Genomic DNA, 26,080 nt, shown 5'->3' on the forward strand with positions numbered 1-26,080 from the left:
CTCTGATTCTATCAGGTTCGCGGATTTGATTTAGCAAATATTAGTTTTATTAAGACTAATACTGGCTGGATTGTGTGTGATCCCTTAACGGCCAAAGAGACGGCACGCGCTGCTTTAGAACTGGTGAATGAGAAATTGGGTAAACGACTTGCGGTGGCAGTTGTGTATTTCCATTCTCATGGAGACCATTTTGGTGGTGTCCGCGGTGTCGTTGATGAAGCGGATGTTAAAAGTGGCAAAGTAGTTATGCGCATTTACATCATGAGGTATTACATCTAGCTAATAATGGCGTCACTATCAATGCAGCCGCGAAAGATTTGTTAGCAGATATTTTTGAGCAGATAGGATATCAAAAAGAAAGTCCAAGTATGCGTAACAGTTTCTTGGGAGCGGCTTATGAATTACGTCATGGCATGCCGACTGGAGCTTCACCAAAGTCTAATGGTTCAGACATGATTAAGGGAATGACTACTGAGCTATGGCTCAATGCATTGGCCAATCAGCATGGATAGCAAAAAAGTAGCGGGGATGAATTTCGTTATTAACCTCTCGACCCCAGATAATGGCGAAAAATTTGTGATCGAAATGAGTAATTCTGCCTTAATCAACATCACAGGCCAGCAAGCAAAAAATCCAAACCTAACAGTAATTCTCAATCGCAGCGATTTAGAGCGTGTGATGGGTGGTCAAGCTACATTTGATCAATTGCAAACTGAAGGTAAGGTTACAGTTGATCGAGACCATAAGGTCTTTGATCAACTGAAAAGCACTGTGACAATCTTTGTTCCTGATTTTGAGCTGATGCCAGGCACTAAGGCAAAGTCTGCAAATAAAGCAGCTCTACCTGCAAAAAATCCATTTGCAGCACAGGAAATGGCTATCAGAAGCTTTTATGGTTTGGTAGGGTGCACTCTCATATGATTCGCTGTGCCTAATTTATAGGGCTCTACGCCGGTACCTCATATTGGGCGGCATCCCATATTGAAAAATCTAAAGCTGAAGCAAAGAGTGAGGCATCGATAAATTGACCTTCACCTGTCTTAGTTTTGCCAATATAAGCAGACAAAATTCCATAGACTGCAAATAAGGCGCAGCCAATATCTGCAACTGGCAGTCCGGCTTTTACAGGGGGCCATCCGGATAACCAGTCAGACTCATGACGCCTGACATAGCTTGTGCCATGAGATCAAAGCTAGGACGATCCGCCGAAGGGCCAGTGTGCCCAACACCAGAAATACTGGCATAGACAAGTACAGGATTGAGCTCTTTCAGACTGGCGTAATCGATGCCTAATTTTTTCATGACACCTGGCCGATAGTTCTCAACCAAAATGTCAGCGGTTTTTACTAATTCAAAAAATACTTTTTTCCCTGCTTTGGATTTGAGATTCAATGTAAGGCTACGTTTGTTACGATTCATGTTTAAAAAGCCCACACTATCTGAACCCTTCATCTTGAATCCCACGGCACCCCGCGTTTGATCGCCAGTTCCGGGAGGTTCGATTTTGATGACGTCAGCACCAAGATCGGCCAAGAGCATGCAGCAATAGGGCCCTGCCATGACTTGACTCACGTCAAGAACGCGCACTCTTGAAAGTGGTAAAGGCTTAGTAGTTGCAGTCTGAATGCTCATAAGATCGGCATTGGTAGGTGTTTTCGTCATTGTCTCAATTGTTTTTATATGTTTAGAATTACCCTCTAATAAAAACAATATTGGAGACTTTATGCTGGTTAAAACACCCAAATGGGCATTGCATAGCTTGCGTGCCGTTGATCTGGGAGCAGCTTCATTTCTTGCTACTACTCAACAAGCATATCCGAATAAACCGATTCGTCTGATCGTGGGTTTTGCGCATGGTGGCGGTACCGATATTGTTGCGCGTGCCATTGCGCCAAAGATGGGTGAAATTTTGGGTCAGAGCGTCATTATCGAAAACAAATCAGGAGCTGCAGGAACAATCCGCGCTGAGTTGGTAGCTAAGAGGCTATACCTTGTTGGTGGGTCACTCTAACTCTAATGCGATTGCTCCATTTGTATTGACCAATGTTCCTTATAACCCTGTAACTGATTTCACATCCATAACGTATTTGGGTTATGTTCCAAACGTATTGGTGGTGAAATCTTCTTTGCCTGTTAATTCTATCGCGCAACTCATATCATGGGCCCAGTCTAATCCGGGTCAGATGACTTATGGATCTTCGGGTATCGGGAGTACGCAACACTTGGCTGGCGCCTTATTCTCCAAGAGAGCTGGCATACAAATAAACCACGTGCCTTACAAAGGAAGCGGTCAAGCGATTGTTGACTTACAAAATATCAAGCCAGAATAACTTGGTATGAATGAACAGGAGAGAAAGCAAAAAGGCGAGGACAAGGTTGCTCAGGTTACTCTAGAGAATCGCGGCAACATTGCCCACATTTACTTTGATCATGTGGCGGCCCGAAACGCCATGACTGTTGGCATGTATCAAAGGCTCCAGTCGATTTGCACCGATCTTGCCTTAAATCCTGCGGTGCGTGTCGTAATCCTCAGGGGGGTAGACGGTAAGTCATTTATTTCTGGTGGTGATATTGCCCAGTTTGTTAGCTTCAAAGCTGGTGGGGATGGTATTGGGTATGAGCAGGGTATTGATGACTACTTAGCGCCATTAGCTACTTTGCCCATGCCATCGATGGCTGTAATTGACGGTATGGCTGTTGGGGGCGGTTTAGCGATTGCAAGTTGTTGTGATTTCCATATCTCGACCCCAGACGCTAAGTTTGGTGTGCTTATAGCCAAAACTTTGGGTAATGGCCTCTCTGTGGGTAATGTTGCCTGGCTAATAGCGCATCTGAATATTCAGATTGTGAAACGTATGTTGCTTGTGGCAGAAATGCTGCCAGCTTCAGAGTTGCTTGAGCAAGGATACCTCTTGGCAACATACCCCCAAGATTAATTAGGCATTGAGGCTGAAATGCTTGCTGAACGACTCGGTCAATTGGCGCCGATCACCCAAAAGTCTAGTAAGTTGGTTATGGCAAGATTGCTCAAAAATCACTTGCCCGATTGCAATGACCTGATTAGTAAAACTTATGGGAGTGATGACTTCAAGAATGGAGTGAAAGCATTCTTGAGCGGACCGGCACCTGCATGGACTGGACAATAGTGGTTTCTTAATCTAAAAACATCTCTTGTAGATTGTTCAGGTAGCGCAATCCTAAAGCAGTAGCCTTTAATTGGCTTGGATGGTTATCAAGTAATTTTTTGCCGCTTGCCTCAGTCAGGCTTTTGTTAATTACGCTCAAAGACAGTCCGGTTCGCTCGCTAAAAGTATTGATGGCAACGCCATCTGTCAGTCTTAGGGTGTTGAGCATAAACTCGAATGGCAGGTCCTTCGCAGCAATATCTTTAGACTCCATGAGCGCATTCCCTTTTGATTCCATCGCTTGCATATAGCTTTCTGGATGACGCTCTCTTACTTGGCGGGTAATTTTGTTCGGATAGGAAATTTTTCCATGTGCGCCAGCACCAATACCGATGTAATCACCAAAGCGCCAATAATTCAGATTGTGTTTGCATGCCTGATTTTTTTGAGCATATGCAGACACCTCATAGCGCTGGTAGCCAGCTGCGGATAGTAAAGCTAAATTTTGTTCAAATATTGCATCTACTTCATCATCGCTTGGTAACTGCGGTGGAAAGTTCGCAAAATAGGTGTTGGGTTCTAGTGTGAGATTGTAGAAAGAGAGATGAGGCGTTTTGAAAGAAAGCGTTGCATCCATATCTGCTTTAGCACCTTCAAGTGTTTGCTTTGGCAAACCATACATCAAGTCTAGATTTACAGATTTAAAATGCTTTAAAGCAATTGCTACAGCATATTTAGCTTCTACGCCGTTGTGAATGCGCCCTAGGGCTTTGAGATGTTCATCTTGAAAACTCTGAATACCTAAAGAGACACGATTAATGCCGGCTTTAGCAAATGCAGCAAGCTTTTCTGTCTCCGCTGAGCTCGGATTAGCCTCCATAGTGATCTCAGCATCTGGCGCAAGATTCACGCGCGCGCGAACGGCGCACAGCAGCTCATCCATTGCTTCAGAAGAAAGTAGGCTCGGAGTTCCTCCGCCTATAAAGATGCTGTGGACTTGGCGCCCCCAAATATTAGGGAGTTCGGTTTCGAGATCTTTAATGAGGGCCTTGATATAGCGCTTTTCATCAAATCCGGATTGACCCTTTTTAATTTGGTGCGAATTAAAGTCGCAATAGGGACATGTCTTCTCACACCATGGAAAGTGAATGTACAAAGCCAGTGGCGGCAATGCTGTAAGGCTGACTTGATGTGAATTAAGCACGATATTGAAGTTGTGCAATGAGCTCACGTAAGGCTTAGCCGCGATGACTAATGGCATTCTTTTTTGGTGAATCTAATTCAGCAGCAGTGCAATTTTGCTCCGTTATAAAGACATGTGGGTCGTATCCAAATCCATAGTTGCCTCTCGCTTGATCAATGAGGTGTCCGTACCATCGAGTTTGGACGATAACGGGCTCTTGGTCATTTGCACTATTGATGAATACTAGAGCGCAAACATAATGAGCGCCTCGATCAGTTTGATTTTTCAAAACATCTATCAGCTTTTGATGATTCGCAGCATCATTACTTTGTTCGCCAGCATAACGGGCTGATAGAATACCTGGGCCCCCATTGAGACATGCGCACAAATACCGGAATCGTCAGCTCTAGTACTGGTAAGCCAGAAAGAGTGCTAGTGTGACGTGCTGTAGCGAGCGCGTTCTCAATCAAGGTTTGATCAGGCTCATCTGCTGAGGGAATGCCGAGCTCTCCTTGGGGAATCATATTGAAATTCAAAGGGGCTAGTAGCTCCTGAAATTTTTTTACCTTACCGGCGTTATTGGATGCGAGAACGAGTTTTTGCATTACTAAGTTCGCAGAAGGTGGATGGCTATTTGAAGGCGTCAATTTGTAATTGCGTAAGCTCAGCAATACCTTGTTCTGCTAGATCGAGTAGTGCATTGAGCTCAGCTCTTGAAAAGGCTGAGCCTTCAGCAGTGCCCTGAACCTCAATCATGCCTCCTTGACCTGTCATCACAATGTTCATATCGGTGTCGCAAGAGGAATCCTCTAGATAATCTAAATCAAGCACTGGTGTGCCTTGATAAATACCCACTGAAATTGCTGCAACGCTATCGCTAATCGGATCTGCAGCGAGAGTACCCTCTTTAAGGAGCTGATTGACTGCATCACGTGCAGCAACATAAGCGCCTGTAATCGATGCTGTTCTTGTGCCACCATCTGCTTGTAATACATCGCAATCCAAATGGATCGTTCTTTCCCCTAGGATTTTTAAATCAAAAACACTGCGCATGGTTCGCCCGATGAGACGTTGAATTTCTTGAGTGCGTCCAGATTGCTTGCCGCGAGCGGCCTCTCGATCGCTGCGAGTGTGAGTAGAGCGGGGTAGCATGCCATACTCAGCTGTTACCCAACCCTCGCCAGCGCCTTTTTTATGCGGAGGAACCTTCTCCAAAATGCTGGCCGTACAGAGCACTTTTGTCTCGCCAAAGGCAATTAACACCGAACCTTCAGCGTGCTTTGTAAAAGCGCGCAATATGCTGACTGGCCTCAAATTTTTTGGTTGACGGCCACTTGGACGGGTGATATCGGCTGGCTTTGCTGTACTCATGAAAATGGTCTTTTGGGTTCGATTTGCAGAGCTAATCTGCAATTAGTATGTGCATCAATAATGAATCTACAATGTCCATATGATATCGAGCATGACTGGTTATGGCAGCGCTTCTCGTCAAGTCTCCTTGGGGGCGGGCGTAGTTGCTGATCTGCAGGTGGAATGTAGGACTGTTAACAGCCGCTTTCTGGATCTAGGTTTTCGTCTTCCAGACGAATGCCGTGGGGCGGAGCCTGCCCTACGAGAAATGGTTTCTCAAAGCCTTGCCCGCGGTAAGGTGGAATTTAGGGCTGCCTGGCGGGTGAATAGTGGCGCAGCAGACGCTACCAGGACTAATCCACATGCGTTCGGTGCAATTAATCGGGATCGTCTTGATGCCCTCAATACCTTGCAAGAAAAAGCCCAAGAAGCATTTCCAAAAGCGCAAGAGCTCAGTATTTCCGAAGTACTGCGTTGGCCTGGCGTTATTTCTGAGCCCCGTGCTGAAGAAGACAGTTGGATAGCTTCCACAATTGAAGCTGGACGTGCAGCCATGGTAAGTCTGATCGAGCGTCGCCATGCTGAAGGCAGCTCTTTGGTAGAGGTGCTAACTAGCATTACCTCCAAGATGTGCGAGATTCTGAAAGTGATAGAACCGAAGGTTCCCGAATATGTGGCTCAATATCAAGCAAAACTTACAGAACGCCTCGCTGAAGTTCTAGCAGCTCAGGAGCGGCGGGCTATGGGAGGCGCCGAATTGATGGAGCGTATCCGTCAGGAAGTGGTTTTATATGCAGTACGTATAGATGTAGCTGAAGAGTTTGCTCGTTTAAAAACTCACTTACAAGCAGTAGATGCTGCACTTGCTGGTAAAGGGCCAGTGGGTAAACGTTTGGATTTTTTGATGCAAGAGCTCAATCGTGAAGCAAATACCCTGAGCTCAAAGTCTGTATCGACAGAATGTACCCAAGCCGCTCTTGAGCTCAAGCTTCTGATTGAGCAAATGCGCGAGCAAGTTCAAAACCTCGAATAATCTCCATTCATTACTTATGACTAACTCAATTTTGACGCCAGCCTATCAAGGCAGTATGTTCATGATTGTTGCACCATCTGGTGCTGGTAAATCCTCTCTGGTCAATGCTTTATTAAAAGCAGATTCTGGTCTTAAGTTATCTTTATCAACCACTACCCGTGCACCACGTCCTGGTGAAGTGGATGGTAAGGATTATCGCTTTCTCACTAAGGAACTTTTTTTGCAAGAACGCGACCAAGGTCATTTTTTAGAGTGGGCGGAAGTGCATGGACATTTTTACGGCACTTCAAAGTCTTGGATTGAGTCTCAAATGCAGACTGGTAGCGATGTTTTGTTGGAGATCGACTGGCAGGGCGCCCAACAGATTCGAAAACTCATTTCTACGATTCAATGGATTTTCATTTTTCCGCCCTCAATTGAGGCTCTGGAAGAGCGTCTGCGAAAGCGTGGTCAGGATGACGAGGCAACTATTCAACGTCGTTTAGCCGCAGCCCATATTGAGCTGATGTACGCCAATGAAGCAGACTATATTGTCCTAAATGACTCTTTTGACCAAGCTCTAGTCGACCTGAAGCATATTTTGGCCTCCAGCCGTCTTCGGTCTAGGCCCAGTATAGCCAGAAATCCTGCCCTTTTAAAGCGACTCGGGGTCTAATCAGTTATCCTATAAATATTGCAGCTAAATTAAGTGAGTTCAGCATGGCCCGTATTACTGTAGAAGATTGTCTTAAAACTATCCCAAACCGTTTCGAATTAGTTTTGGCCGCTACTTATCGCGCGCGCCAATTGGTGCAAGGTCACTCTCCACGTGTTGAGTCCAAAGATAAAGCTACTGTAGTTGCATTACGTGAAGTAGCTGCTGGTGTAACTGACCGTGACATGTTGACCAAAGTACCTTTGTAATAAAGGAGTTCCGGTGTGGAGTTCCCTTTAGGAATCGTCAATACATCGGAAAAAGTTGGAGGCGCCTTGCCTAAAGACGCTTCTATTGATTCAGCCCAAACTCAGTTATTGGGTAGCGATACTAATCAAATAAATCAGGGCGGTAAAAAATCGATTCTTGCAAGTTTGCTTGCTCAATCGAGTCGTCATTTATTTGGGCCAACCTCCGTACCCAATCTTCCACTCAAGCATCAAGTGATCTCTATTGAAGGCTTGCTATCAAAGCTTTCTTATCTCAGGCCTGAAGAAATCGCGCAAGTAAAAAAAGCCTTTCATTTTTCAGATGCATCTCACCTTGGCCAATATCGCCATAGCGGTGAACCTTATATCACGCATCCCGTTGCCGTTGCAGAACTTTGCGCTACTTGGCGGCTTGACGCTCCCTCGATCATGGCTGCTTTATTACATGATGTTATTGAGGATGCTGGTTGTACCAAAGCAAATTTAGTCGAAAAGTTTGGTAATAAAGTGGCAGAGCTGGTTGAGGGTTTAACTAAGCTGGATAAATTGGAGTTTCAGAGTCATGCAGAAGCACAAGCAGAAAGCTTGCGAAAAATGTTTATGGCAATGGCGCGCGACGTCCGAGTGATCCTAGTTAAGCTGGCCGATCGTACTCATAATATGCGAACCCTTGATGCAGTACCTATGGAAAAGCGTCGCCGTGTTGCTGCTGAAACGATTGAGATATATGCACCAATTGCTCACCGACTGGGTCTTAACGTCATTTACCGTGATCTGCAGGATTTAAGTTTCCGTTATTCGATGCCCATGCGTTTTCGGGTGATTGAAGGTGCTGTAAAGCGAGCACGAGGTAACCGCAAGGAAATGATGGAAAAAATCTTGCAAGCTTCACGTATGGCTTTTGCCAAAGCTAATCTTGAAGTGGATCTGCGAGGCCGTGAGAAGACCCTATTTAGCATCTACAACAAAATGCGCTTAAAGCATTTGAGTTTTTCTCAGGTTTTGGATGTTTATGCTTTTCGTGTAACTGTACATACGATTGACGAGTGTTATCGTGCCCTCGGTATTCTGCATTCCCTTTACAAGCCAATGCCGGGTAAGTTTAAAGATTACATTGCCATTCCAAAGCTCAATGCTTACCAATCACTTCACACTACTTTGCTAGGGTCCTCTGGCGTCCCTGTAGAGTTTCAAATTCGTACAACTGATATGCATGCCGTAGCAGAAGCAGGTGTAACTGCACATTGGGCATATAAGGACGGCTCACCAGATATGAGCGAGGTCCACAATCGCGCTCATCAGCGGTTGCAGTCGCTGATCGATATTCAGGATAGTAGCGGTGATTCACAAGAGTTTTTAGAGTACGTCAAAATTGATTTGTTCCCAGATGCGGTCTATGTTTTTACTCCTGCTGGACAAATTAGGGCATTACCGAGGGGCGCAACCGCCCTTGATTTTGCGTACTCTATTCATAGCGATCTTGGTAATACCTGTGTAGCTGTAAAGATCAATGGCTTGCAACTGCCTTTACGTAGTGAGCTTAAGAATAGTGACATCGTTGAAGTGATTACATCAGCAAATTCTCAGCCTAATCCTGGTTGGTTAGCATTTGTTCGGACTGGAAAAGCGCGCGCTTCCATTCGGCGTTCCTTAAATACAAAGCATTATTCAGAGTCGCTGCAATTGGGTGAGCGTCTCTTGGGAAATGCTTTGCGTCAGCAGGGCATTGATGCTGCCTTACTTTCTCCAGAAATTTGGGAGAAATTCATGCATGGGACAGGCGATAAAACCCGCGAAGAGGCCTGTGTCAACATTGCTCTTGGTGGACGCTCACCACAAGAATTAGCAATACGCCTAAAAATCTTGATTGATGATGAGGGCGGTACCGAACAAATGCGTTTGGGCACTGCTGATTGGGTTGCACCAAGCCAAGAAATCAATCATCACCAGCGTCAAGCAATATTGGTGGATGGTCGTGAGGGTAATTCAATCCACTTCCAAACCTGTTGTCATCCTATCCCGGGGGACAATATCATTGGCTACCTAGGCAAGGGTGAGGGCTTACAAGTGCATACTAATGATTGCCCTATAGCCTTACGTATACTTTCTAAAGACAGCGATAAATGGGTTGAAGTGGAGTGGGGGAAAGAGCTGAATCGCGAGTTTGAAGTGGATTTAGCAATTGATACTCGCCAAGGTAAGGGTGTTCTCGCAAGGGTAGCAAGTAGCGTGACAGCGGCCGATTCCAATATCATGAATGTTTCGATGGCGGATCGCTTTAAAGAAGATTCGGTCATAATTCGCTTTACCATTAAGGTCTACGATCGTCTACATCTGTCCAAGGTGATGCGAAGCCTACGCGCTAATCCCGATGTAATGCATGTCACTCGTATTCGCGCTCATTAGAGGAATAAGTCACTGTAGCCCCAAAGAAAACCTGATCGGCTTCATTTTCCCCAGATTTTCAAGCGGAATTGTCCACAACTACAGCGTATTCCAGTCGTTTATTGAGGAAGCGAATGTGCCTATCAATCTCCCGAAGGCGCTTTTTACCGTAGATATAGTCGCCATTTTCAGACCGATCACCGTTGCGCCCAGTGCACCACTTTGACAATCTCCGGTCTCTCAAGGTTTAAAAGCTGTAATAGCTCTGTTTTAATCCGCTCGTGACCGGCGAGTGTGATGTAGTTCTTCTCTTCCATGGCATAATTATAGCTGCTGCGGCTGTAGCTCAGCTGGATAGAGTACTTGGCTACGAACCAAGGGGTCGTGGGTTCAATTCCTGCCAGCCGCACCAACTTATACGATGGTCTAGCTGAAAAACGAGACCATTTTTCATTTTGAATTTCTTAAATATTTCACAGAGATCCCTTATTGTTGATCCATGACCACATTAAGCACCATCAATAGCGTTTCTAGTACCCATATGTAGCAGTTTGGGGACTGATTGACGCCGTAAAGTGCAAAAGTGTCTTGGAGTGGCGTTATCAATGTGTATTCTCTGGGCGGCACCTGGACTCAAATCCGCGACCTTCAGGATGCTTGGCTAGCCCAAGGTGACAGTAAAAGCAGAACCCTCAGTGTTGAGGTATCAAAAGTCTCTTGTTTAGAAGAGAGCTGGAATTGCCTTTTTAATTGCTGTTGAAGAGGCACAATCTGTTGCTGGCGGAAAATTTGAATTGTTGGGATTAGCTTTCAAGCGCATTATGAGTAAGGACGCAGCATGAGCATAACTCAAATCCGCATTATTTCCGCCTCGGCGTATTTGTTCTAGCGGCGATCGGAGTGCTATTGGTAGTTATCCAATTTTTGGATCCGGGCAGATCTTTAAAAAATCTTTTTATGTTGAGATCTATCTAAAGCAGTCTGTAACTGGTCTTGATACAAGAGCGGCTGTACGCTTTCGGGGTGTCAAAATAGGCCAGGTGACCTGAATTGGTCTATCAGGCGATATGTACGAAAGAGATAAGCCATTTCATGACCGCTGCCAATACGTGGTTGTCAGAATGCAAATTTTTGGCCCGGAATAGAAAAATTGATTGGCGCCCTAAATGACATGAACATTGATGGCACCCAAAAGAAGCTGGATGCTTTATTGGGTAATTTGAATGTGTTGATGGCTGGTGATGGTAAAGGTAACGAGGGTGTGCTTGCAGCTGTCAAGCAGCTCAATATTATCATGGCGCGTATTGCTAAAGTGACCGATAAAGATGAGCTCAATATTTTGATGCGGGAACTTGTTGGCACGGTGGTGGCTTTGCGACAAACGATAACAAGTATTCAGGGTGATACCAGCGCAACGTTTGAGAATCTCAAACAGGCGAGTGAGAAGCTCAATGAATTTAGTCGTATTGCGAGAGTCAATCGCCCTCTAGTCTTATTTTGGAGTGAGCCACCCGCCAAAATTACGCCACCAATGAATGGCGTGGGCGCTTCTGGAGCACAAAAATGATTAAACAAACTCCGTTCTCAATTGTTATTTTGAGTTTAACCGCTTGCTCTCTACCGACGAGGGCCCCTGTACCACCCCGTCAGCTGGATGGGTACACCTGAACGCACAGCTGCACCCCTGAAGACGCGGACGGATATATGGCTCAAGATTGGCAATATTAATGTTGCGCCCCCATTTGATGGAAAGTCTTTGGTATACCGCTTGGGCGTTTCTCGATATGGGAAAGATTTTTATAATGTCTATACCGTCATCCCAGCGGATGAGGATCGCTAGTGCTGAACGTCAGTGGTTTAACAGAGCAAATATCTTTGCTGCAACCATGGGGCAAAGCGATAGCTTTTCCCTTTCTATATACCCTTCAGTGTACGGTAAATGAATTTTATGGCGACTATCGTGTTAAGCCAGAGGCTGTTGTGAGCGTTGAACTTTTTCTCTCGGTTACAAACGCAGCGAAGACAAATCCCTTAATTGGCGCAAACTGCTACAGCAAATGAGTGGCCATCAAAGATAACACTCCTGAAGCGCTTGTTTTGGGTCAGCAACAAGCCTTAGCTGAGATCATCCAGGAAGATGAAGCTCAATTATCTAAATATGCGGCTAATTTACCAAAACTGATGGGGCAATAAGCATGCGAAAGTGACCGGAAGTGAAGATGGTGTGCACCATTTGTAATGAAGTAGTTTAAATAATTGCAGTTGGACTAAAAATATAAAAAAAGTATCTGGAGGCAAGATGGATTTAGGAATCTTGGTGTTTATTATTTGGCTTTGCTGGACCTTCATTTTGGAGTTTGGTGAAGATTTCACCAATTCATCTGATTAGAAGTGCATTTGATCCTATCGGCACATCTGTTTTGCTGACTGCTTTATTTGGTTTTAGTGCGGCTGTCGTATTAATTATATTGGCTGCTCGGGATTGGAAATTGGCTTTATGGACTATCCTCAGTTTTTCCATTGTCATCATTATTTTTGCTATGTGGAATTCGAACCAAACGCTTCGCTTGGTCATTCGTCATTCTGGCACAGGCGCTAGCAGCTGGAGGAGTATCTGCGCCGCAGTTCTATCCAATGGTGCGGGGGCGTTTAAGTGAGATTAATGGCAAAGACATCACCCCCCCAATAGTTGTGCCGAAGATAATGCGAAGCGTTTAATTGATCGTGAATTTAATTTGTCATACACAGATCAATTGCCTCTTGGCAATCAGATGATGGCGGGCAAATGGATTGAGGGCGATACCCCACAGATTTCAATGGGGACAGGCATTGCTAAAACCCTGAAGCTGAAAATGTGTGATCAACTCACTTTCGAAGGTTGCAGGTGAAAAAATTACTGCCCCCATTACTTCCTTGCATAAGTTAGACTAGGGATCGATGCGTGTTAACTTTTTTGTCAGCATGCCGCCTTCACAGTTGCAAGCACTTCCACAATCTTGGATTACCTCTTACTACATAGAGCCTCAAAAAGCGGCCTTAGACTTTCAGTGAAACCTATCCTAACTTAACGATTGTCGATATATCTGCCTCCTTTCAGTAAATTCAGGAAGTGCTCAATAAACTGTCCTCAGTATTGGGTTTGTTACTGGCATTTACGCTTTCTGCGGCAATTTTGGTGCTAATGACTGCTATTGCAGCCGCTCAAGATGAGCGCTACCCTTATCCAACATCGCTAATACTGAATTATTGATGGTGGGATTGGTTTCTGGTGCGTTAGCTGGATTATTTTCAGGTCTCTCTGCCTGGGTACTAGGGCGCTATGTCATGGATATTCAATTTAATGCTTTTGGACAAGCGCTATTGATGGGCGTTTCGTTTGGAGTAATTGCTTGTCTTGCTTCGGGATATTGCTTTCAACAACGCATTCAAAAAGCTACTGCAATTGAGTGTCTTCGTGAAGCTTAGGGTAGTGTTACTAAGTTTTTAGGAAGCTCTACAAGACGTGTGCCAGCCAATCGATCAGGAATACTTTGTCGTTGTAAAAACTGTTTGCGGCCTAGATAAATACTTAAAGGCCACATAAATAGAGTTACAGCAAAAAGCATTTCAATAATTTGCCACTTTTCTAAATGAAAAGCCCATTGCAGAACAACACAGGGAATGAGCCATAACGACCCATAGACATAACGCCAAAAAGCCTGTGGCTTGGTTAGGTTATATCCATCTTTGCTAATCAAACGAACCCGCCAAGTCTGCATGGCTAAGGTTTGGCCAAACTTGGTCCAATACCAAACAAAGTAAATTCCTAGAATTGCGTATAGGTATATAAATGTCAGCCAGCTTGGTAGCGAGATGCCAAATAGTATTCCCAAGCCCAGATTGGGGAGTAAAAATGTAAAGGCTATGACCCCGAGTAAAACCAGTTGTTCGTAAAGGCCACATGAAACTCGTCGCCAAAATTGAGGCGATGGAAGTACGTTTAGTTCGGCAGGCGTCATTTACTGCTTATAGTTGCTTGACGAACCACTTTCCGTATTGCTTCCAGTGCTTTCTGTAGGTGCGGGTGAGCTTGGGCCAATAGGAATTGGCGGCAAAGTGGTTTTGGGAGAAATTGGATGTTGCTGCAGTGTAGGCGCGTTAGCAGCAGTAGGCTTTTTCTTAGCCTCTGATTCAGCGAGTTTCTTTTTTTGTTCATCAGTCAGTTTTTGGTAAGCGCTCCATGCTTCTGCTTTTTGCTCCGCTGGAAATTGTAGACTTGCAAGATAGTTCTCGCGTGCCATGCCACGTTCTTCTTGAGACAAGTTAGACCACAACCAGTCATCCGCGACTGGAGGCGTTCTTGATCTTGCTGACTCAGTTTTGAATAGATGTTTGCAACTTGAATCCATTTTTTGCGGCTGTCTGGCAGCATATAGTCCCAGTCGCTTTCTAGCGGGGCAAGAATTTTTTGTTGTGCTGGTTGGAGACTTTCTCAAGTGCCGTCAGGCTTTCTCTCAGGGTTCGTTGTGGTGACAACCTTGCGATTCGGACTTTTAGGGGTTGTTTGTTTGTGCATGCGTCACGCCTATGGACATGGCGTAAGCAAGCAAAATGAGCGCTATGCTAAATGCAATACACGTTCTAGATGTTGAAGGCATCAAGCGAGTCGCAAACAAGCGATGATTATTTATTGAGAGCAGAGTCAGATGAGCTGTCGGATTTAGAAAGAGGGCCATTTTTTAAGAAGGCCATGAATCCGCTATTTGCATAAGCGTCTGGAGGCACATCGTCCGATAAAAGTGCAGCATCAACTTCAGCAATATCGTTGATACGCGAATTTTCCTGCCATTCAGCCATACCAATGAGACCAAATACCAAAACTATTAGTGGAGCAATCCAGCCAACCGTATCCCAAACCCCATTTGAGCCAGTAGTCCAGTTGTGTGACGGGCCAGCCAAAATTGGCTTTTGAATGAGTACTTTCTCACGCTTTTGGACATTCACAGCCTTCATACGGGCAGCGTACAAGCGCTCCTTGATATTTTGAGGAATATTGTGGGCATCTTGACGAAGCAGGGCAGCGCTAGTCTGGCCAAATTGGTCGACTTGGGAATGGGTTAATTGGTTATCAAAGTGTTTCACAGCGTAATTCCTTTTAATTTCAATGCTTTAGCTAATGTCTGGGTGGCTCTAGAGCAGTGAGTTTTGACACTTCCTGCACTACAACGCATTGCTTGCGCCGTTTCAGTAATGCTTAGCTCATCCCAAGAATGCATCAGAAAGGCGTCTCGTTGACGTACGGGTAATTTAGAGATTTCCGACTCCAAAGCCTGTCAAAGCTGACTTATTTCCAGTTTCTGAGCCCCATCTTGGTGAATTTCACTGTCATCTGGCGTTGAGAGTGACGCTAAAGGGTTAAAGTTATCATTTTCATCTGTTGTCTTGCCCAACTTAGAAAATAAGGTAACCTAAGCATTGTGCACCTTTTATCTTCTCAACCAGTCATGAATGCGGTTTTACAATATCCTGGTAAAGACAAGGGGAGGTTCGCCAGCAGGTCTCTCCCCATATTTCTCCGCCAATTTGATCATGGCGTCTTGAACAATATCTAGAGCTGCATCATCGTCGCGCATGACATAAACTGCTTGCTTAAAAGCGCGTTGCTCGACACCGCTTAAAAAGTCAGATAGTTCTTGAGGTGATGCCATGTAATAGATTAGACCTGAATCGGTAAGAATTACGCCATTTTAGGGGATTGCTATAAAATATAGGGCTGTCTACCTAGAATCGCATCCAAGAAGTGGATTTTCCGGTAGCAGCGCCGTTCGAACTCAGGCCATAAGCAGGAGACAGAACAGACCAAACAATTTTTTGCCGAAAATTGCAAAGGACGAAAGAAAATTAATACAAGCAGCGCCGAATTTTTAGCTACCAAAGCTAATAAAGACACAGCAAATATAAATAATGAAATAGCGCCTCCAGAAATGATTGGAGCGGAAATGCTCGTTCGAGCATTGCATAAAGAGGGTGTTGAGTATGTCTGGGGTTACCCCGGCGGTTCAGTCCTCTTTATTTATGATGAAATTTTTAAGCAGGATAAGTTTGAGCACATTCTTGTGCGCCATGAGCAGGCTGCTGTTCACGCTGCCGATGGATACGCTCGTGCGACCGGTAAGGTTGGGGTTGCATTGGTGACTTCGGGTCCAGGTGTTACGAATGCCGTAACTGGTATTGCAACCGCCTACACAGACTCGATTCCAATGGTGATTATTAGCGGTAACGTACCGACCAATGCGATTGGTGAGGATGCTTTTCAGGAAGCTGATACTGTCGGTATCACTCGTCCTGTTGTCAAGCACAATTTCCTTGTCAAGGATGTGAAGGATCTTCCGCTCGTAGTGAAGAAGGCGTTTCATATTGCCCAGACAGGTCGACCTGGTCCTGTATTGATTGATATTCCAAAGGACGTGTCTGCAGCAAAAGGACCTTTTGTTTACCCAGAGACCTTAGAGATGCGTTCTTACAACCCAGTTGTCAAGGGTCATGGCGGTCAGATTCGTAAAGCAGTCGCTCTATTGCAAGAAGCGGAGCGCCCATACATCTATACCGGTGGTGGTGTGATTTTGTCCGATGCCTCTGCAGAATTAAAAGAGTTCGCAGATCTCCTGGGTTATCCCGTTACTAATACCTTGATGGGTTTAGGTGGGTTCCCGGGAACTAGTCCACAATTCGTGGGTATGCTCGGTATGCATGGAACATATGAAGCGAATATGGCGATGCAACACAGCGACGTATTGATTGCGATTGGCGCGCGTTTCGATGACCGCGTGATTGGCAATACTACTCACTTTGCAAGTCATCCACGCAAGATTATTCATATTGATATCGATCCTTCTGTGATCTCGAAGCGTGTAAAGGTTGATGTTCCTATTGTCGGCAATCTCAAGGAAGTCTTAGTTGAGATGACTACTCAACTCAAAGCAGCTGGACTACGTAAAAACGGTGACAAGATTGCTGCCTGGTGGGATCAGATTAATGAGTGCCGTAAAAAAGATTGCCTGAAATACGACGAAGCTTCGCAAATTGTAAAGCCGCAGTACGTCGTTCAAAAGCTATGGGAGCTGACTGGCGGCGATGCATTTATTTGTTCTGATGTAGGTCAGCATCAAATGTGGGCAGCGCAGTTTTATAAATTTGATAAGCCACGTCGTTGGATTAATTCGGGCGGTCTTGGCACTATGGGTGTTGGATTGCCATACGCTATGGGCATCAAAAAAGCATTCCCGGAGAAGGAGGTATTTACGATTACGGGTGAAGGCTCTATTCAGATGTGTATTCAGGAGCTTTCTACCTGCAAACAATACGATACGCCGGTCAAGATTGTCTCTTTGAATAATCGCTATCTGGGTATGGTGCGTCAGTGGCAAGAATTGACTTATAACAAGCGCTACTCGAGTTCATATATGGACTCTCTGCCTGACTTTGTGAAGTTAGCCGAGTCATATGGCCACATTGGCATGCGTATTGAAAAGAAGTCTGATGTAGAAGATGCGCTGAAGGAAGCAATCTGCCTAAAAGATCGCACTGTATTTATGGACTTCCAGACCGATCCAGAGGAAAACGTTTGGCCTATGGTTCAAGCAGGTAAAGGTATTACTGAAATGCTTTTGGGTAGTGAGGATCTCTAATGCGTCATATTATTTCTGTACTGATTGAAAACGAACCAGGCGCATTGTCACGTGTAGTGGGTTTATTTTCTGCTCGCGGTTACAACATTGACACTTTGAGCGTAGCACCTACCGAAGATCCATCTTTATCTCGCATGACTATTGTTACCTTTGGTTCTGATGATGTGATCGAGCAGATTACTAAGCATTTAAACCGCTTGGTTGAAGTAGTCAAAGTATTTGATTTAAGTGAAGGCCCGCATATCGAACGTGAGCTGATGATGATTAAAGTTCGTGCTGTAGGTAAAGAGCGGGAAGAGCTTAAACGCACTACCGATATCTTCCGCGGTCGTATTATTGATGTGACTGATAAAAGTTACACTATCGAATTAACCGGTGCTGGTGCAAAGCTGGATGCCTTTATTGATTCGATCGATCGAGCATCAATTCTGGAAGCCGTCCGCTCGGGCGGTTCTGGAATTGGGCGTGGTGAGCGCATCCTCAAGGTTTAATTTTTTCACTGATTACTGCATTAATTACATTTTCAAAACAAGGAAAGAGCATGAAAGTTTTTTACGATAAAGACGCTGATTTGTCTCTCATTAAGGGCAAGAAAGTCACCATCATTGGTTACGGTTCCCAAGGCCACGCGCACGCATTGAACCTTAAAGACTCTGGTGTTAACCTTACTGTCGGTTTACGTAAAAACGGCGCTTCTTGGAGTAAAGCTGCGAATGCAGGTTTGACAGTTAAAGAAGTTGGCGAAGCTGTAAAGGACGCTGATGTTGTCATGATCTTGTTGCCTGACGAGCAAATTGCTGATGTGTACAAAAATAAAGTTCACGGCAATATTAAGCAAGGCGCTGCATTGGCATTTGCTCATGGTTTTAACGTTCATTACGGTCAAGTTCAACCACGTGCTGACCTGGATGTGATTATGATCGCCCCGAAAGCCCCTGGCCATACAGTTCGTGGCACTTACTCTCAAGGTGGCGGTGTTCCCCATTTGATCGCTGTTTATCAAGATAAAACAGGATCTGCTCGCGATGTGGCGTTGTCCTATGCAACTGCTAACGGTGGCGGACGTGCTGGCATCATTGAAACAAGCTTCCGGGAGGAAACAGAAACTGACTTATTCGGTGAGCAAGCTGTTCTCTGTGGTGGCACTGTTGAACTAATTAAAGCAGGTTTTGAGACCTTAGTTGAAGCTGGCTACGCTCCAGAAATGGCTTACTTTGAGTGCTTGCATGAGCTCAAGTTGATTGTTGACCTGATTTATGAGGGTGGCATTGCCAATATGAACTACTCTATCTCTAATAATGCAGAGTATGGCGAGTATGTTACAGGCCCACGCGTTGTTACGGAAGATACCAAAAACGCAATGCGTCAGTGTTTAAAAGATATTCAAGCTGGCGAGTATGCAAAGAGCTTTATCTTGGAAAACAAAGCTGGTGCTCCTACATTAATTTCTCGTCGTTGCTTAAATGCAGAACATGACATTGAGGTGGTTGGTGCTAAATTGCGTGCCATGATGCCTTGGATTGCCAAAAACAAGTTGGTTGACCAGACAAAAAACTAAGCCGAGAGGTAATTACTTAATTACTTGATGTACATATAAAGGCTCAGAACACAGATGATGTATCCACACCCTATTATTGCGAGAGAAGGCTGGCCGTATTTAGTGTTAGTAGGGGTCTTGGCATTGCTGGTTCACTACCTGGGTGGCATTGTAGGGTCATGGCCTTTCTGGATCATCTTTATTCTTGTTTTGCAATTCTTTCGCGACCCACAGCGCATTCCTGCTCTGGGTCGTGATTTAGTTCTCTCTCCAGCAGATGGCCGTATTGTTGTAGTTGAAAAAGCTAATGATCCTTATGCGGGTCGTGAAGCCCTCAAAATTAGCGTGTTTATGAATGTTTTTAATGTGCACTCTAATCGCAGTGCCGTTAATGGTTTGGTGAAAGAAGTACAGTATTTCCCGGGTAAATTTGTTAATGCAGACTTGGATAAGGCATCAACAGAAAATGAGCGAAATGCGGTCGTAATTGAGGCCAATGGTCAAATTGTCACCCTCGTTCAAGTAGCCGGTTTAATTGCCCGACGCATTCTCTGTTACATCCATGTTGGAGATCGACTTAAAGCAGGTGAGCGTTATGGTTTTATTCGCTTCGGTTCGCGTGTAGATGTGTATTTACCTTTAACAGCCGAACCATTAGTCAGTGTTGGTGACAAGGTATTTGCAACCAATACAGCTTTGGCTAGCTTGCCTGGTTTAGACTGATTAGATTCATTACTTACTAGGATATTTTTTTGACTACTTTTCGCCGTCGCGGTCGAATAGACCGGAGTCGACTCTCTCAGAGAAATGCGTCCTCTTCTGAAAGCCAGTGGGTTGAAGAATTGGGAGATGACGTTGACTATGAAGTAGAGGAATTGCATCCTCAAAAGCCTCGCTTGCGCAATAAGGGTATTTATCTGTTGCCTAACGCTTTTACTACTGCGGCTCTCTTCTGCGGATTTTTTGCCATCGTTCATGCCATGAATCATCAGTTTGAAATGGCGGCGATTGCGATTTTTGCATCGCTCGTACTCGATGGGATGGATGGCCGCGTAGCCCGCATGACTAATACTCAAAGCGCTTTTGGCGAACAATATGATTCCCTTGCTGACATGGTTTCATTTGGTGTTGCTCCTGCTCTAGTTGCTTATGAATGGGCGTTAAAGGATTTAGGCAAGAGGGGTTGGTTGGCTGCCTTTACTTACTGTGCTGGAGCTGCATTGCGTCTGGCGCGATTTAATGTAAATACTGGTGTGGTGGATAAGAAATTCTTTCAAGGACTTCCAAGTCCAGCTGCCGGTGCATTGATGGCTGGATTTATTTGGTTAGCTGATGACAATAAGATTCCCGTTCGTGACACTGCAATTCCTTGGGTAACTTTCTTTATTGCTGTTTACGCAGGTCTTACTATGGTCTCCAATGCGCGTTTTTATAGTGGAAAAGCCTTGGATGTTCGTTATCGAGTGCCTTTTGGTGTGATGGTTTTAATGATCATCACCTTTGTGCTGATATCTTCAAACCCTCCCTTAACCTTATTTGGCTTATTTGTGGTTTATTCCATTTCTGGATATGTTATTTGGGCTTGGGAAAGGCTAAGTGGTAAGCGATTTAGCTAATTCCTTATTTTTGGGGTATATTTAACCCATGTTGATAAGTTTGTCTTTTTTATTAGATCTTCTTCTGCTAGCACTAAGCCTAAAGCTTGGGGCGGGTAAGGCCTGAGTTAATGAGATAGAGAAACTGCATTAACCACCACATACCAGCCCCAGCAATTTGTTGGGGTTTTTGTTTTTAAGATCGAATGAATAAGTTAAGCGGCATTTGAATTGGAGAGTAGTGATGAGCGACAAAGTAATCATTTTTGACACCACCTTGCGTGACGGCGAACAGTCGCCTGGTGCATCCATGACCAAAGATGAGAAGGTGTGCATTGCACGTCAATTGGAGCGTCTGAAAGTCGATGTGATTGAAGCGGGCTTTGCCGCTAGCTCAGAAGGGGATTTTCAAGCTATTTCTGCAGTCGCAGCGGCTGTTAAAGATTCCATTGTGTGTTCTTTAGCAAGGGCAAATGATAAGGACATTACACGAGCCTCTGATGCTCTCAAAGCTGCAAACGCAAAGCGTATCCACGCCTTCTTGGCAACGAGTCCCTTGCATATGGCTGTTAAATTACGCATGGCTCCAGAAGATGTTTTAGAGCAAGCCAAGCGTTCGATTCGATTTGCACGTAATTTGGCCGCTGATATTGAGTTTTCAGCGGAAGATGGTTATCGCTCAGAAATGGATTTTTTGTCTAGAGTGGTGGAGGCGGTCATTAATGAGGGGGCTACCACTATCAATATTCCGGATACGGTTGGATATGCAACGCCGGAGTTATATGGCGAATTTATCAAGACATTACGTACACGCGTGCTCAACTCAGACAAGGCAATATGGTCCGTACATTGCCATAATGACCTAGGTATGGCAGTTGCTAATTCATTGGCAGGAGTAAAAATTGGTGGTGCCCGCCAAATTGAGTGCACGATTAATGGTTTAGGAGAGCGTGCTGGGAATACCGCCTTAGAAGAGATCGTGATGTCATTGCGAACTCGCAAAGACTATTTCGATATGGTTTGTGGAATCGATGCTACCCAAATTGTGCCGGCATCCAAATTGGTTTCTCAAATTACTGGATTTGTGGTTCAGCCCAATAAGGCAGTTGTTGGCGCAAATGCGTTTGCACATACCTCTGGAATTCATCAAGATGGTATTTTAAAAAATCGCGACACCTACGAAATTATGCGCGCAGAAGATGTGGGCTGGTCTGCTAACAAGATTGTTCTCGGTAAATTATCTGGTCGAAATGCCTTTAAACAACGCCTGCAAGAGTTGGGAATTACGGTTGAGGCCGAAGCAGATTTAAATGAAGCCTTTATACGATTTAAGACATTGGCTGACCAAAAAGCTGAGATCTTTGATGAAGATATCATTGCCATCATGTCTGATTCTGCGGCCGCAGAGGAGGGTGAGCACTATAAATTCATATCATTGGAGTCAACACTCTGAAACAGGTGAGCGCCCTAAATCACGCGTAACATTTCGCATGGGTGAAACAGAGATTAGCTCTGAGGCTGAAGGAAATGGTCCAGCAGACACGAGTTTGAATACCATTGAGATGGTGGTGCAGAGCAACTGCTTTATTCGGTCAATGCGATTACTTCTGGAACACGGTCTCAAGGGGAGGTCACGGTACGATTAGCAAAAGGCGGTCGGATTGTGAATGGTGTTGGAACCGACCCCGATATCATTGCCGCCTCTGCAAAAGCCTATTTATCAGCATTAAATCAGCTGCCTGATCCAAGTCAGGCAAAACTTAATGCCCAGAGATGACTCCCTAATAAGGGGGGTCAATCGCTTAAGGGTTTATTGGTTTAAATCTGTGTTTTTATAGTATTTCTTGCCTTTGCCGGTGATCTCAGCGGCAAGGCCCGAATCTGTCAATTTAGGCATAACCGTCTTTTTCATATTTGGCAGCCGCAGTAACCTGCCCACCAAAAGTCCATCCAGAATTAACGAAGTCATTCAATGCTGACTCTGTTTCAAAGACAAAAGTATTTTGGAATGGCTGGATGTCGATACCTAAACCAGCTTGAACTTCAGTCATCTGCATAAAAGTTGGTTTTTTTGGTTGCTCTATTAACTACAACTCCGCTTCCTGTGCCACCGCCAGCTATCAAAATTTTCATGCCGAAATTGCTAAACGTTGCATAGCCAGCTGATTTTTCAATTCATACCTTGGCTTTAGGCTGGACTTCATAAAGCTGCTTCAGAATTACCTGGTTTTTGATCAAAATATCCTGCCGTTGCTCGGCAATGCTTTTATCTGGACCAAAAAATGACCTAAATTGGGCTTGAGCTGGCTGGATCAGTCCAAGACCCAGGCAAAAAAAGACGGCTAGTACGTGGTTAAGTGGTAGCGCTATTACTTAAGTTAATGATTTTAAAAGATTAAATATCATGCATATCTTATTTACATCATACATCATACATTAGACTAGTTTTTGAGCTTGAAATCGATTCTTCTGCCTTAGCTCTGCTACAATTCGATGGCTTTGATTTTTAAAGCTTTTTTGTTTGTTTATGTTTAATAGCACGACACAGTTTGGGTGAAAGCTCAAGTGTTCGCAAGTTAGGAGTATTAAAAAATGGCAGTTGCTGATATTCAAACGGCGGAAATCGTCAAAGAAAACGCGCGCAGCGCAAACGATACGGGCAGCCCTGAAGTCCAAGTTTCATTGCTAACAGCCCGCATCAATGAATTAACCCCCCATTTCAAGGCTAACGCTAAAGATCATCATAGCCGTTGTGGCTTGTTGAAGATGGTTTCACGTCGCCGTCGCCTTTTGGATTACCTCAAAGGCAAAGATTGGGATCGCTATCGCGCATTGATTGAGAAATTAGGTCTCCGTAAGTAATTCTTATCGGTATGCAATGCCATCTTTCTTAGGGTTGTTTCTTCGCGGATTCAGTCTTAAGTGGATGGCATGTTTTTTGGGCGTTTCAAGAGCATTGGTGTAGGGGATTGTGTCATTCCAATGAGTTTCTGATGATGGCTTCAGAACCTCCTTGGAATGGCATCCCTTGTGAACTTCAATCGCTCCAGTGTTGTCGTGACACTGCTTTATCCCACGACAAGCGTAATGCTCATGTGAGTTTTGCGTGAACAATTTGGAGAAGATCAGAATGACTATGTTTAAAAAAGCAGTAAAAAGTTTTCAATGGGGCAATCATCAAGTAACGATGGAATCTGGCGAGATTGCTCGTCAAGCTGGTGGTGCAGTAATTGTTAACGTGGATGACACGGTTGTCATGGGTACAGTAGTTGCCTCTAAGTCTGCTAAGACTGGCCAATCCTTTTTTCCATTGACAGTTGATTATTTAGAGAAGACATACGCTGCCGGCAAGATACCCGGTGGTTTCTTCCGTCGTGAAGGTCGTCCATCTGAGGGTGAGACATTGATCTCCCGTTTGATTGACCGCCCTTTACGCCCATTATTCCCAGAAGGTTTCTTGAACGAAGTTCAGGTTGTAGTGCATGTGTTATCTATCAACCCCGATGTGCCCTCTGATATTCCAGCATTGATCGCTGCGTCTGCAGCTTTGGCTGTTTCAGGAATTCCTTTTGCTGGCCCAGTAGGTGCAGCACGTGTTGGCTACGCAAATGGCCAATACCTCTTAAATCCAACTCGCACAGAGCAAACTTCTAGCGAACTTGATTTAATTGTTGCTGGTACACAAGCTGCGGTATTAATGGTTGAATCTGAAGCCAATCAATTGTCTGAAGCAGTCATGTTGGGGGCAGTTGTTTATGGTCATGAACAAATGAAAACGGCAATTAATGCCATCAATGATCTAGTGCGTGAAGCTGGTAAACCAGAATGGGATTGGACTGCAGCCCCTAAGAATGAACCATTCATCGCTAAGGTGACTGCTTTAGCTGAAGGTCCATTGCGCGAAGCATATCAAATGCGTCAAAAAGGCGCTCGCTCCGACAAGCTCAAAGAAATCTCTAAAGAAGTAATGGCGACATTGTCTGAAGCGGGCGACGTAGACGCTGTTGCTGTTAGCGACATTATGTTTGAAATCGAAGCGAAGATTGTTCGTAGTCAGATTTTGAATGGTGAACCACGTATTGATGGTCGTGATACACGCACTGTTCGTCCAATTGAAATTCGTAACGGGGTATTGCCACGTACTCACGGTTCTGCCTTGTTTACTCGTGGCGAAACACAGGCTCTTGTTGTTGCCACTTTGGGTACACCACGTGACGAGCAAATCATTGACGCACTCGAAGGTGAATATCGCGATCGTTTCATGCTTCACTACAACATGCCTCCATTCGCTACTGGAGAAACAGGTCGTGTAGGCAGCCCTAAGCGTCGCGAAATTGGTCACGGTCGTTTAGCTAAACGTGCTTTGATTCCAGTATTGCCTAGTCCTGAAGATTTTGCTTACAGCATTCGTGTGGTTTCAGAAATTACGGAGTCAAACGGCTCTTCTTCAATGGCTTCCGTTTGCGGTGGCTGCTTAGCAATGATGGATGCTGGCGTTCCAGTCAAAGCACATGTTGCTGGTGTGGCGATGGGCTTGATTTTGGATGGCAATCGTTTTGCTGTGTTGACAGATATCTTGGGTGACGAAGATCATTTAGGCGATATGGACTTTAAAGTGGCGGGTACTGCAAACGGTATTACTGCACTTCAAATGGACATTAAGGTTCAAGGTATCACTCAAGAAATTATGCAAGTTGCTTTAGCGCAGGCTAAAGAAGGTCGCTTACATATCTTGAGCAAAATGCAAGAAGCGATGGGTTCAGTTCGTACTGAGTTATCAGCTCATGCTCCACGTATGATTTCTTTCAAGATTCATCCAGACAAGATCCGTGAAGTAATCGGTAGGGGTGGTGCAACAATCCAGGCCTTGATTAAAGAAACCGGTTGCAGCATAGACATTAAAGATGACGGTACTGTAACAATCGCTTCAACTAGTGCTGAAGGTATGGCTGAAGCAAAAGCACGTATTGAAGGCATTACGGCTGAAGCTGAAGTAGGTAAGATTTACGAAGGCCCAGTAGTGAAATTGCTTGAATTTGGTGCTTTAGTAAATATTCTGCCTGGTAAAGATGGTCTCTTGCATATTTCTGAAATTTCAAATGAACGTGTAAAAGAAGTTAAAGCCTATTTGGCAGAAGGACAAATAGTTCGCGTGAAATTGTTAGCTTCTGATGAACGTGGTCGTTTGCGTTTATCACTTAAAGCTGCAATGGTTGATGAGGGTGGCACCATCGCTCCCTTAGCTGGAGCTACTGAAGTAGCTGCTGAGGCTGCGCCAGAAGCTGGCGAGCCTGCTTAAGAA

The 26,080-nt window shown here is 44.8% G+C and carries 28 protein-coding genes, 1 tRNA gene and 7 pseudogenes; 25 read left to right on the top strand and 11 right to left on the bottom strand.

The features are described from left to right. Nucleotides 1-33 precede the first annotated feature (33 nt). From DXE31_RS10585 to DXE31_RS11620, 3 genes and pseudogenes are all read left to right on the top strand, one after another. Nucleotides 34-279: pseudogene (locus DXE31_RS10585) on the top strand (MBL fold metallo-hydrolase); the annotation flags it as partial. A 38-nt stretch (nt 280-317) separates the two neighbouring features. Continuing rightward, the gene (locus DXE31_RS10590) at nt 318-512 is read left to right on the top strand and encodes an alkyl sulfatase dimerization domain-containing protein (RefSeq protein WP_231969472.1); all 195 of its coding nucleotides are present in this window, start codon (nt 318-320) and stop codon (nt 510-512) included. Continuing rightward, nucleotides 505-759: pseudogene (locus DXE31_RS11620) on the top strand (alkyl sulfatase C-terminal domain-containing protein); the annotation flags it as partial. The gene DXE31_RS10590 and the pseudogene DXE31_RS11620, both read left to right, overlap by 8 nt. Before the next feature lie 108 nt (nt 760-867). Here the strand turns inward: DXE31_RS11620 and DXE31_RS07780 are convergent. Then, nucleotides 868-1,632, bottom strand: a pseudogene (locus tag DXE31_RS07780) (CaiB/BaiF CoA transferase family protein); the annotation flags it as partial. 91 nt (nt 1,633-1,723) lie between these two features. On the opposite strand from DXE31_RS07780, the gene DXE31_RS12205 reads away from it, so the two are divergent. The 3 genes from DXE31_RS12205 to DXE31_RS07795 are packed head-to-tail and all read left to right on the top strand — an operon-like array spanning nt 1,724 to nt 2,936. Continuing rightward, a complete protein-coding gene (locus DXE31_RS12205; protein WP_162785573.1) occupies nt 1,724-2,011 on the top strand; it encodes a type 2 periplasmic-binding domain-containing protein in 288 nt (95 codons plus the stop codon). Continuing rightward, the gene (locus DXE31_RS07790; protein WP_162785574.1) at nt 1,998-2,330 is read left to right on the top strand and encodes a Bug family tripartite tricarboxylate transporter substrate binding protein; all 333 of its coding nucleotides are present in this window, start codon (nt 1,998-2,000) and stop codon (nt 2,328-2,330) included. The genes DXE31_RS12205 and DXE31_RS07790 overlap by 14 nt, the downstream gene beginning before the upstream one ends. Before the next feature lie 6 nt (nt 2,331-2,336). Then, nucleotides 2,337-2,936, top strand: a complete 600-nt coding sequence (locus DXE31_RS07795) for an enoyl-CoA hydratase-related protein (RefSeq protein ID WP_231969473.1) — start codon at nt 2,337-2,339, stop codon at nt 2,934-2,936. A 217-nt stretch (nt 2,937-3,153) separates the two neighbouring features. Here the strand turns inward: DXE31_RS07795 and hemW are convergent, their stop codons facing one another. The 3 genes and pseudogenes from hemW to rph form a co-directional block, all read right to left on the bottom strand. Then, nucleotides 3,154-4,386, bottom strand: a complete 1,233-nt coding sequence (gene hemW, locus DXE31_RS07800) for a radical SAM family heme chaperone HemW (RefSeq protein WP_114698388.1) — start codon at nt 4,384-4,386, stop codon at nt 3,154-3,156. Then, nucleotides 4,364-4,913: pseudogene (rdgB, locus tag DXE31_RS07805) on the bottom strand (RdgB/HAM1 family non-canonical purine NTP pyrophosphatase). The gene hemW and the pseudogene rdgB overlap by 23 nt, the downstream one beginning before the upstream one ends. A gap of 25 nt (nt 4,914-4,938) precedes the next feature. Then, entirely contained in the window at nt 4,939-5,679 is a 741-nt protein-coding gene (gene rph / locus DXE31_RS07810; protein ID WP_114698683.1) for a ribonuclease PH, read from the bottom strand. Between the two features lie 91 nt (nt 5,680-5,770). Here rph and DXE31_RS07815 point away from each other — a divergent pair, with 91 nt between their 5' ends. Genes DXE31_RS07815 through DXE31_RS07830 form a run of 4 tightly spaced genes read left to right on the top strand, consistent with a single transcriptional unit; the run spans nt 5,771 to nt 10,000 of the window. Then, the gene (locus tag DXE31_RS07815; protein ID WP_231969474.1) at nt 5,771-6,691 is read left to right on the top strand and encodes a YicC/YloC family endoribonuclease; all 921 of its coding nucleotides are present in this window, start codon (nt 5,771-5,773) and stop codon (nt 6,689-6,691) included. A gap of 16 nt (nt 6,692-6,707) precedes the next feature. Continuing rightward, nucleotides 6,708-7,346, top strand: a complete 639-nt coding sequence (gene gmk, locus DXE31_RS07820) for a guanylate kinase (RefSeq protein ID WP_114698390.1) — start codon at nt 6,708-6,710, stop codon at nt 7,344-7,346. Nucleotides 7,347-7,390: 44 nt separating this feature from the next. Continuing rightward, nucleotides 7,391-7,594 carry a DNA-directed RNA polymerase subunit omega gene (gene rpoZ, locus DXE31_RS07825; protein ID WP_088525928.1) on the top strand — a complete coding sequence of 68 codons (204 nt, stop codon included), beginning with the start codon at nt 7,391-7,393 and terminating at the stop codon, nt 7,592-7,594. A gap of 15 nt (nt 7,595-7,609) precedes the next feature. After that, entirely contained in the window at nt 7,610-10,000 is a 2,391-nt protein-coding gene (locus DXE31_RS07830) for a RelA/SpoT family protein (RefSeq protein WP_114698391.1), read from the top strand. Here DXE31_RS07830 and DXE31_RS07835 read toward each other — a convergent pair. After that, nucleotides 9,993-10,296: pseudogene (locus tag DXE31_RS07835) on the bottom strand (transcription elongation factor GreB); the annotation flags it as partial. The gene DXE31_RS07830 and the pseudogene DXE31_RS07835 overlap by 8 nt on opposite strands. 18 nt (nt 10,297-10,314) lie before the next feature. Between DXE31_RS07835 and DXE31_RS07840 the strand changes: the two are divergent. From DXE31_RS07840 to DXE31_RS07865, 7 genes are all read left to right on the top strand, one after another. Then, nucleotides 10,315-10,391 (top strand) — tRNA-Arg (locus DXE31_RS07840). Between the two features lie 738 nt (nt 10,392-11,129). Further along, on the top strand, nt 11,130-11,546 hold the full coding sequence (locus tag DXE31_RS10600) for a hypothetical protein (protein ID WP_197712205.1): 417 nt from the start codon (nt 11,130-11,132) through the stop codon (nt 11,544-11,546). 87 nt (nt 11,547-11,633) lie between these two features. After that, nucleotides 11,634-11,819: a hypothetical protein gene (locus DXE31_RS07850; RefSeq protein ID WP_114698392.1), complete on the top strand. Its 186-nt coding sequence runs from the start codon at nt 11,634-11,636 to the stop codon at nt 11,817-11,819. Nucleotides 11,820-12,040: 221 nt separating this feature from the next. Next, nucleotides 12,041-12,172, top strand: coding sequence for a hypothetical protein (locus DXE31_RS12210; RefSeq protein WP_269460606.1), 132 nt, complete (start codon nt 12,041-12,043; stop codon nt 12,170-12,172). Nucleotides 12,173-12,339: 167 nt separating this feature from the next. Then, nucleotides 12,340-12,636, top strand: coding sequence for a hypothetical protein (locus DXE31_RS07860; RefSeq protein ID WP_114698394.1), 297 nt, complete (start codon nt 12,340-12,342; stop codon nt 12,634-12,636). A 78-nt stretch (nt 12,637-12,714) separates the two neighbouring features. Then, the gene (locus DXE31_RS09790; protein WP_162785575.1) at nt 12,715-12,867 is read left to right on the top strand and encodes a hypothetical protein; all 153 of its coding nucleotides are present in this window, start codon (nt 12,715-12,717) and stop codon (nt 12,865-12,867) included. A 358-nt stretch (nt 12,868-13,225) separates the two neighbouring features. Further along, a complete protein-coding gene (locus tag DXE31_RS07865; protein WP_162785577.1) occupies nt 13,226-13,444 on the top strand; it encodes a hypothetical protein in 219 nt (72 codons plus the stop codon). On the opposite strand, the gene DXE31_RS07870 is transcribed toward DXE31_RS07865, so the two are convergent. The 5 genes and pseudogenes from DXE31_RS07870 to DXE31_RS07885 all read right to left on the bottom strand — a co-directional run bounded on the left by DXE31_RS07870 (nt 13,441) and on the right by DXE31_RS07885 (nt 15,666). Continuing rightward, nucleotides 13,441-13,977, bottom strand: coding sequence for an RDD family protein (locus DXE31_RS07870; RefSeq protein ID WP_114698396.1), 537 nt, complete (start codon nt 13,975-13,977; stop codon nt 13,441-13,443). The genes DXE31_RS07865 and DXE31_RS07870 overlap by 4 nt on opposite strands. Beyond that, nucleotides 13,978-14,259 (bottom strand): hypothetical protein, encoded by a 282-nt coding sequence (locus DXE31_RS07875; protein WP_415077934.1) that lies wholly within the window; start codon nt 14,257-14,259, stop codon nt 13,978-13,980. It abuts the gene before it with no gap. Beyond that, complete coding sequence (locus DXE31_RS12995) at nt 14,178-14,390, bottom strand: hypothetical protein (protein ID WP_415077936.1); 213 nt, start codon at nt 14,388-14,390, stop codon at nt 14,178-14,180. The genes DXE31_RS07875 and DXE31_RS12995 overlap by 82 nt, the downstream gene beginning before the upstream one ends. Nucleotides 14,391-14,641: 251 nt before the next feature. After that, nucleotides 14,642-15,100, bottom strand: a complete 459-nt coding sequence (locus DXE31_RS07880) for a DUF3619 family protein (protein WP_114698397.1) — start codon at nt 15,098-15,100, stop codon at nt 14,642-14,644. Further along, nucleotides 15,097-15,666: pseudogene (locus DXE31_RS07885) on the bottom strand (RNA polymerase sigma factor). Before DXE31_RS07885 ends, DXE31_RS07880 begins: the two are co-directional and overlap by 4 nt. Before the next feature lie 192 nt (nt 15,667-15,858). On the opposite strand from DXE31_RS07885, the gene DXE31_RS07890 reads away from it, so the two are divergent. The 6 genes and pseudogenes from DXE31_RS07890 to DXE31_RS07915 all read left to right on the top strand — a co-directional run bounded on the left by DXE31_RS07890 (nt 15,859) and on the right by DXE31_RS07915 (nt 22,555). Beyond that, nucleotides 15,859-17,646: an acetolactate synthase 3 catalytic subunit gene (locus DXE31_RS07890; RefSeq protein WP_114698398.1), complete on the top strand. Its 1,788-nt coding sequence runs from the start codon at nt 15,859-15,861 to the stop codon at nt 17,644-17,646. After that, on the top strand, nt 17,646-18,137 hold the full coding sequence (ilvN, locus tag DXE31_RS07895; RefSeq protein WP_114698399.1) for an acetolactate synthase small subunit: 492 nt from the start codon (nt 17,646-17,648) through the stop codon (nt 18,135-18,137). Before DXE31_RS07890 ends, ilvN begins: the two co-directional genes overlap by 1 nt. Before the next feature lie 50 nt (nt 18,138-18,187). Beyond that, nucleotides 18,188-19,204: a ketol-acid reductoisomerase gene (gene ilvC / locus DXE31_RS07900; RefSeq protein WP_231969475.1), complete on the top strand. Its 1,017-nt coding sequence runs from the start codon at nt 18,188-18,190 to the stop codon at nt 19,202-19,204. Nucleotides 19,205-19,258: 54 nt separating this feature from the next. After that, nucleotides 19,259-19,906, top strand: a complete 648-nt coding sequence (locus tag DXE31_RS07905) for a phosphatidylserine decarboxylase (RefSeq protein ID WP_114698401.1) — start codon at nt 19,259-19,261, stop codon at nt 19,904-19,906. A 29-nt stretch (nt 19,907-19,935) separates the two neighbouring features. After that, nucleotides 19,936-20,799 carry a CDP-diacylglycerol--serine O-phosphatidyltransferase gene (pssA, locus tag DXE31_RS07910; protein WP_114698402.1) on the top strand — a complete coding sequence of 288 codons (864 nt, stop codon included), beginning with the start codon at nt 19,936-19,938 and terminating at the stop codon, nt 20,797-20,799. A gap of 223 nt (nt 20,800-21,022) precedes the next feature. Further along, nucleotides 21,023-22,555 (top strand): annotated as a pseudogene (locus tag DXE31_RS07915) (2-isopropylmalate synthase). 112 nt (nt 22,556-22,667) lie between these two features. On the opposite strand, the gene DXE31_RS10605 reads toward DXE31_RS07915, so the two are convergent. After that, the gene (locus DXE31_RS10605; protein WP_197712207.1) at nt 22,668-22,829 is read right to left on the bottom strand and encodes a lipid-binding SYLF domain-containing protein; all 162 of its coding nucleotides are present in this window, start codon (nt 22,827-22,829) and stop codon (nt 22,668-22,670) included. A 541-nt stretch (nt 22,830-23,370) separates the two neighbouring features. Between DXE31_RS10605 and rpsO the strand changes: the two genes are divergently transcribed. Together rpsO and pnp are read left to right on the top strand one after the other, a co-directional pair. After that, nucleotides 23,371-23,640 carry a 30S ribosomal protein S15 gene (gene rpsO, locus DXE31_RS07925; RefSeq protein WP_114698403.1) on the top strand — a complete coding sequence of 90 codons (270 nt, stop codon included), beginning with the start codon at nt 23,371-23,373 and terminating at the stop codon, nt 23,638-23,640. A gap of 268 nt (nt 23,641-23,908) precedes the next feature. After that, nucleotides 23,909-26,077, top strand: a complete 2,169-nt coding sequence (gene pnp / locus DXE31_RS07930) for a polyribonucleotide nucleotidyltransferase (RefSeq protein WP_114698404.1) — start codon at nt 23,909-23,911, stop codon at nt 26,075-26,077. Nucleotides 26,078-26,080: the final 3 nt, after the last annotated feature.

It is taken from the genome of Polynucleobacter necessarius (assembly GCF_900095185.1).
In the GTDB taxonomy this organism is placed as follows: domain Bacteria; phylum Pseudomonadota; class Gammaproteobacteria; order Burkholderiales; family Burkholderiaceae; genus Polynucleobacter.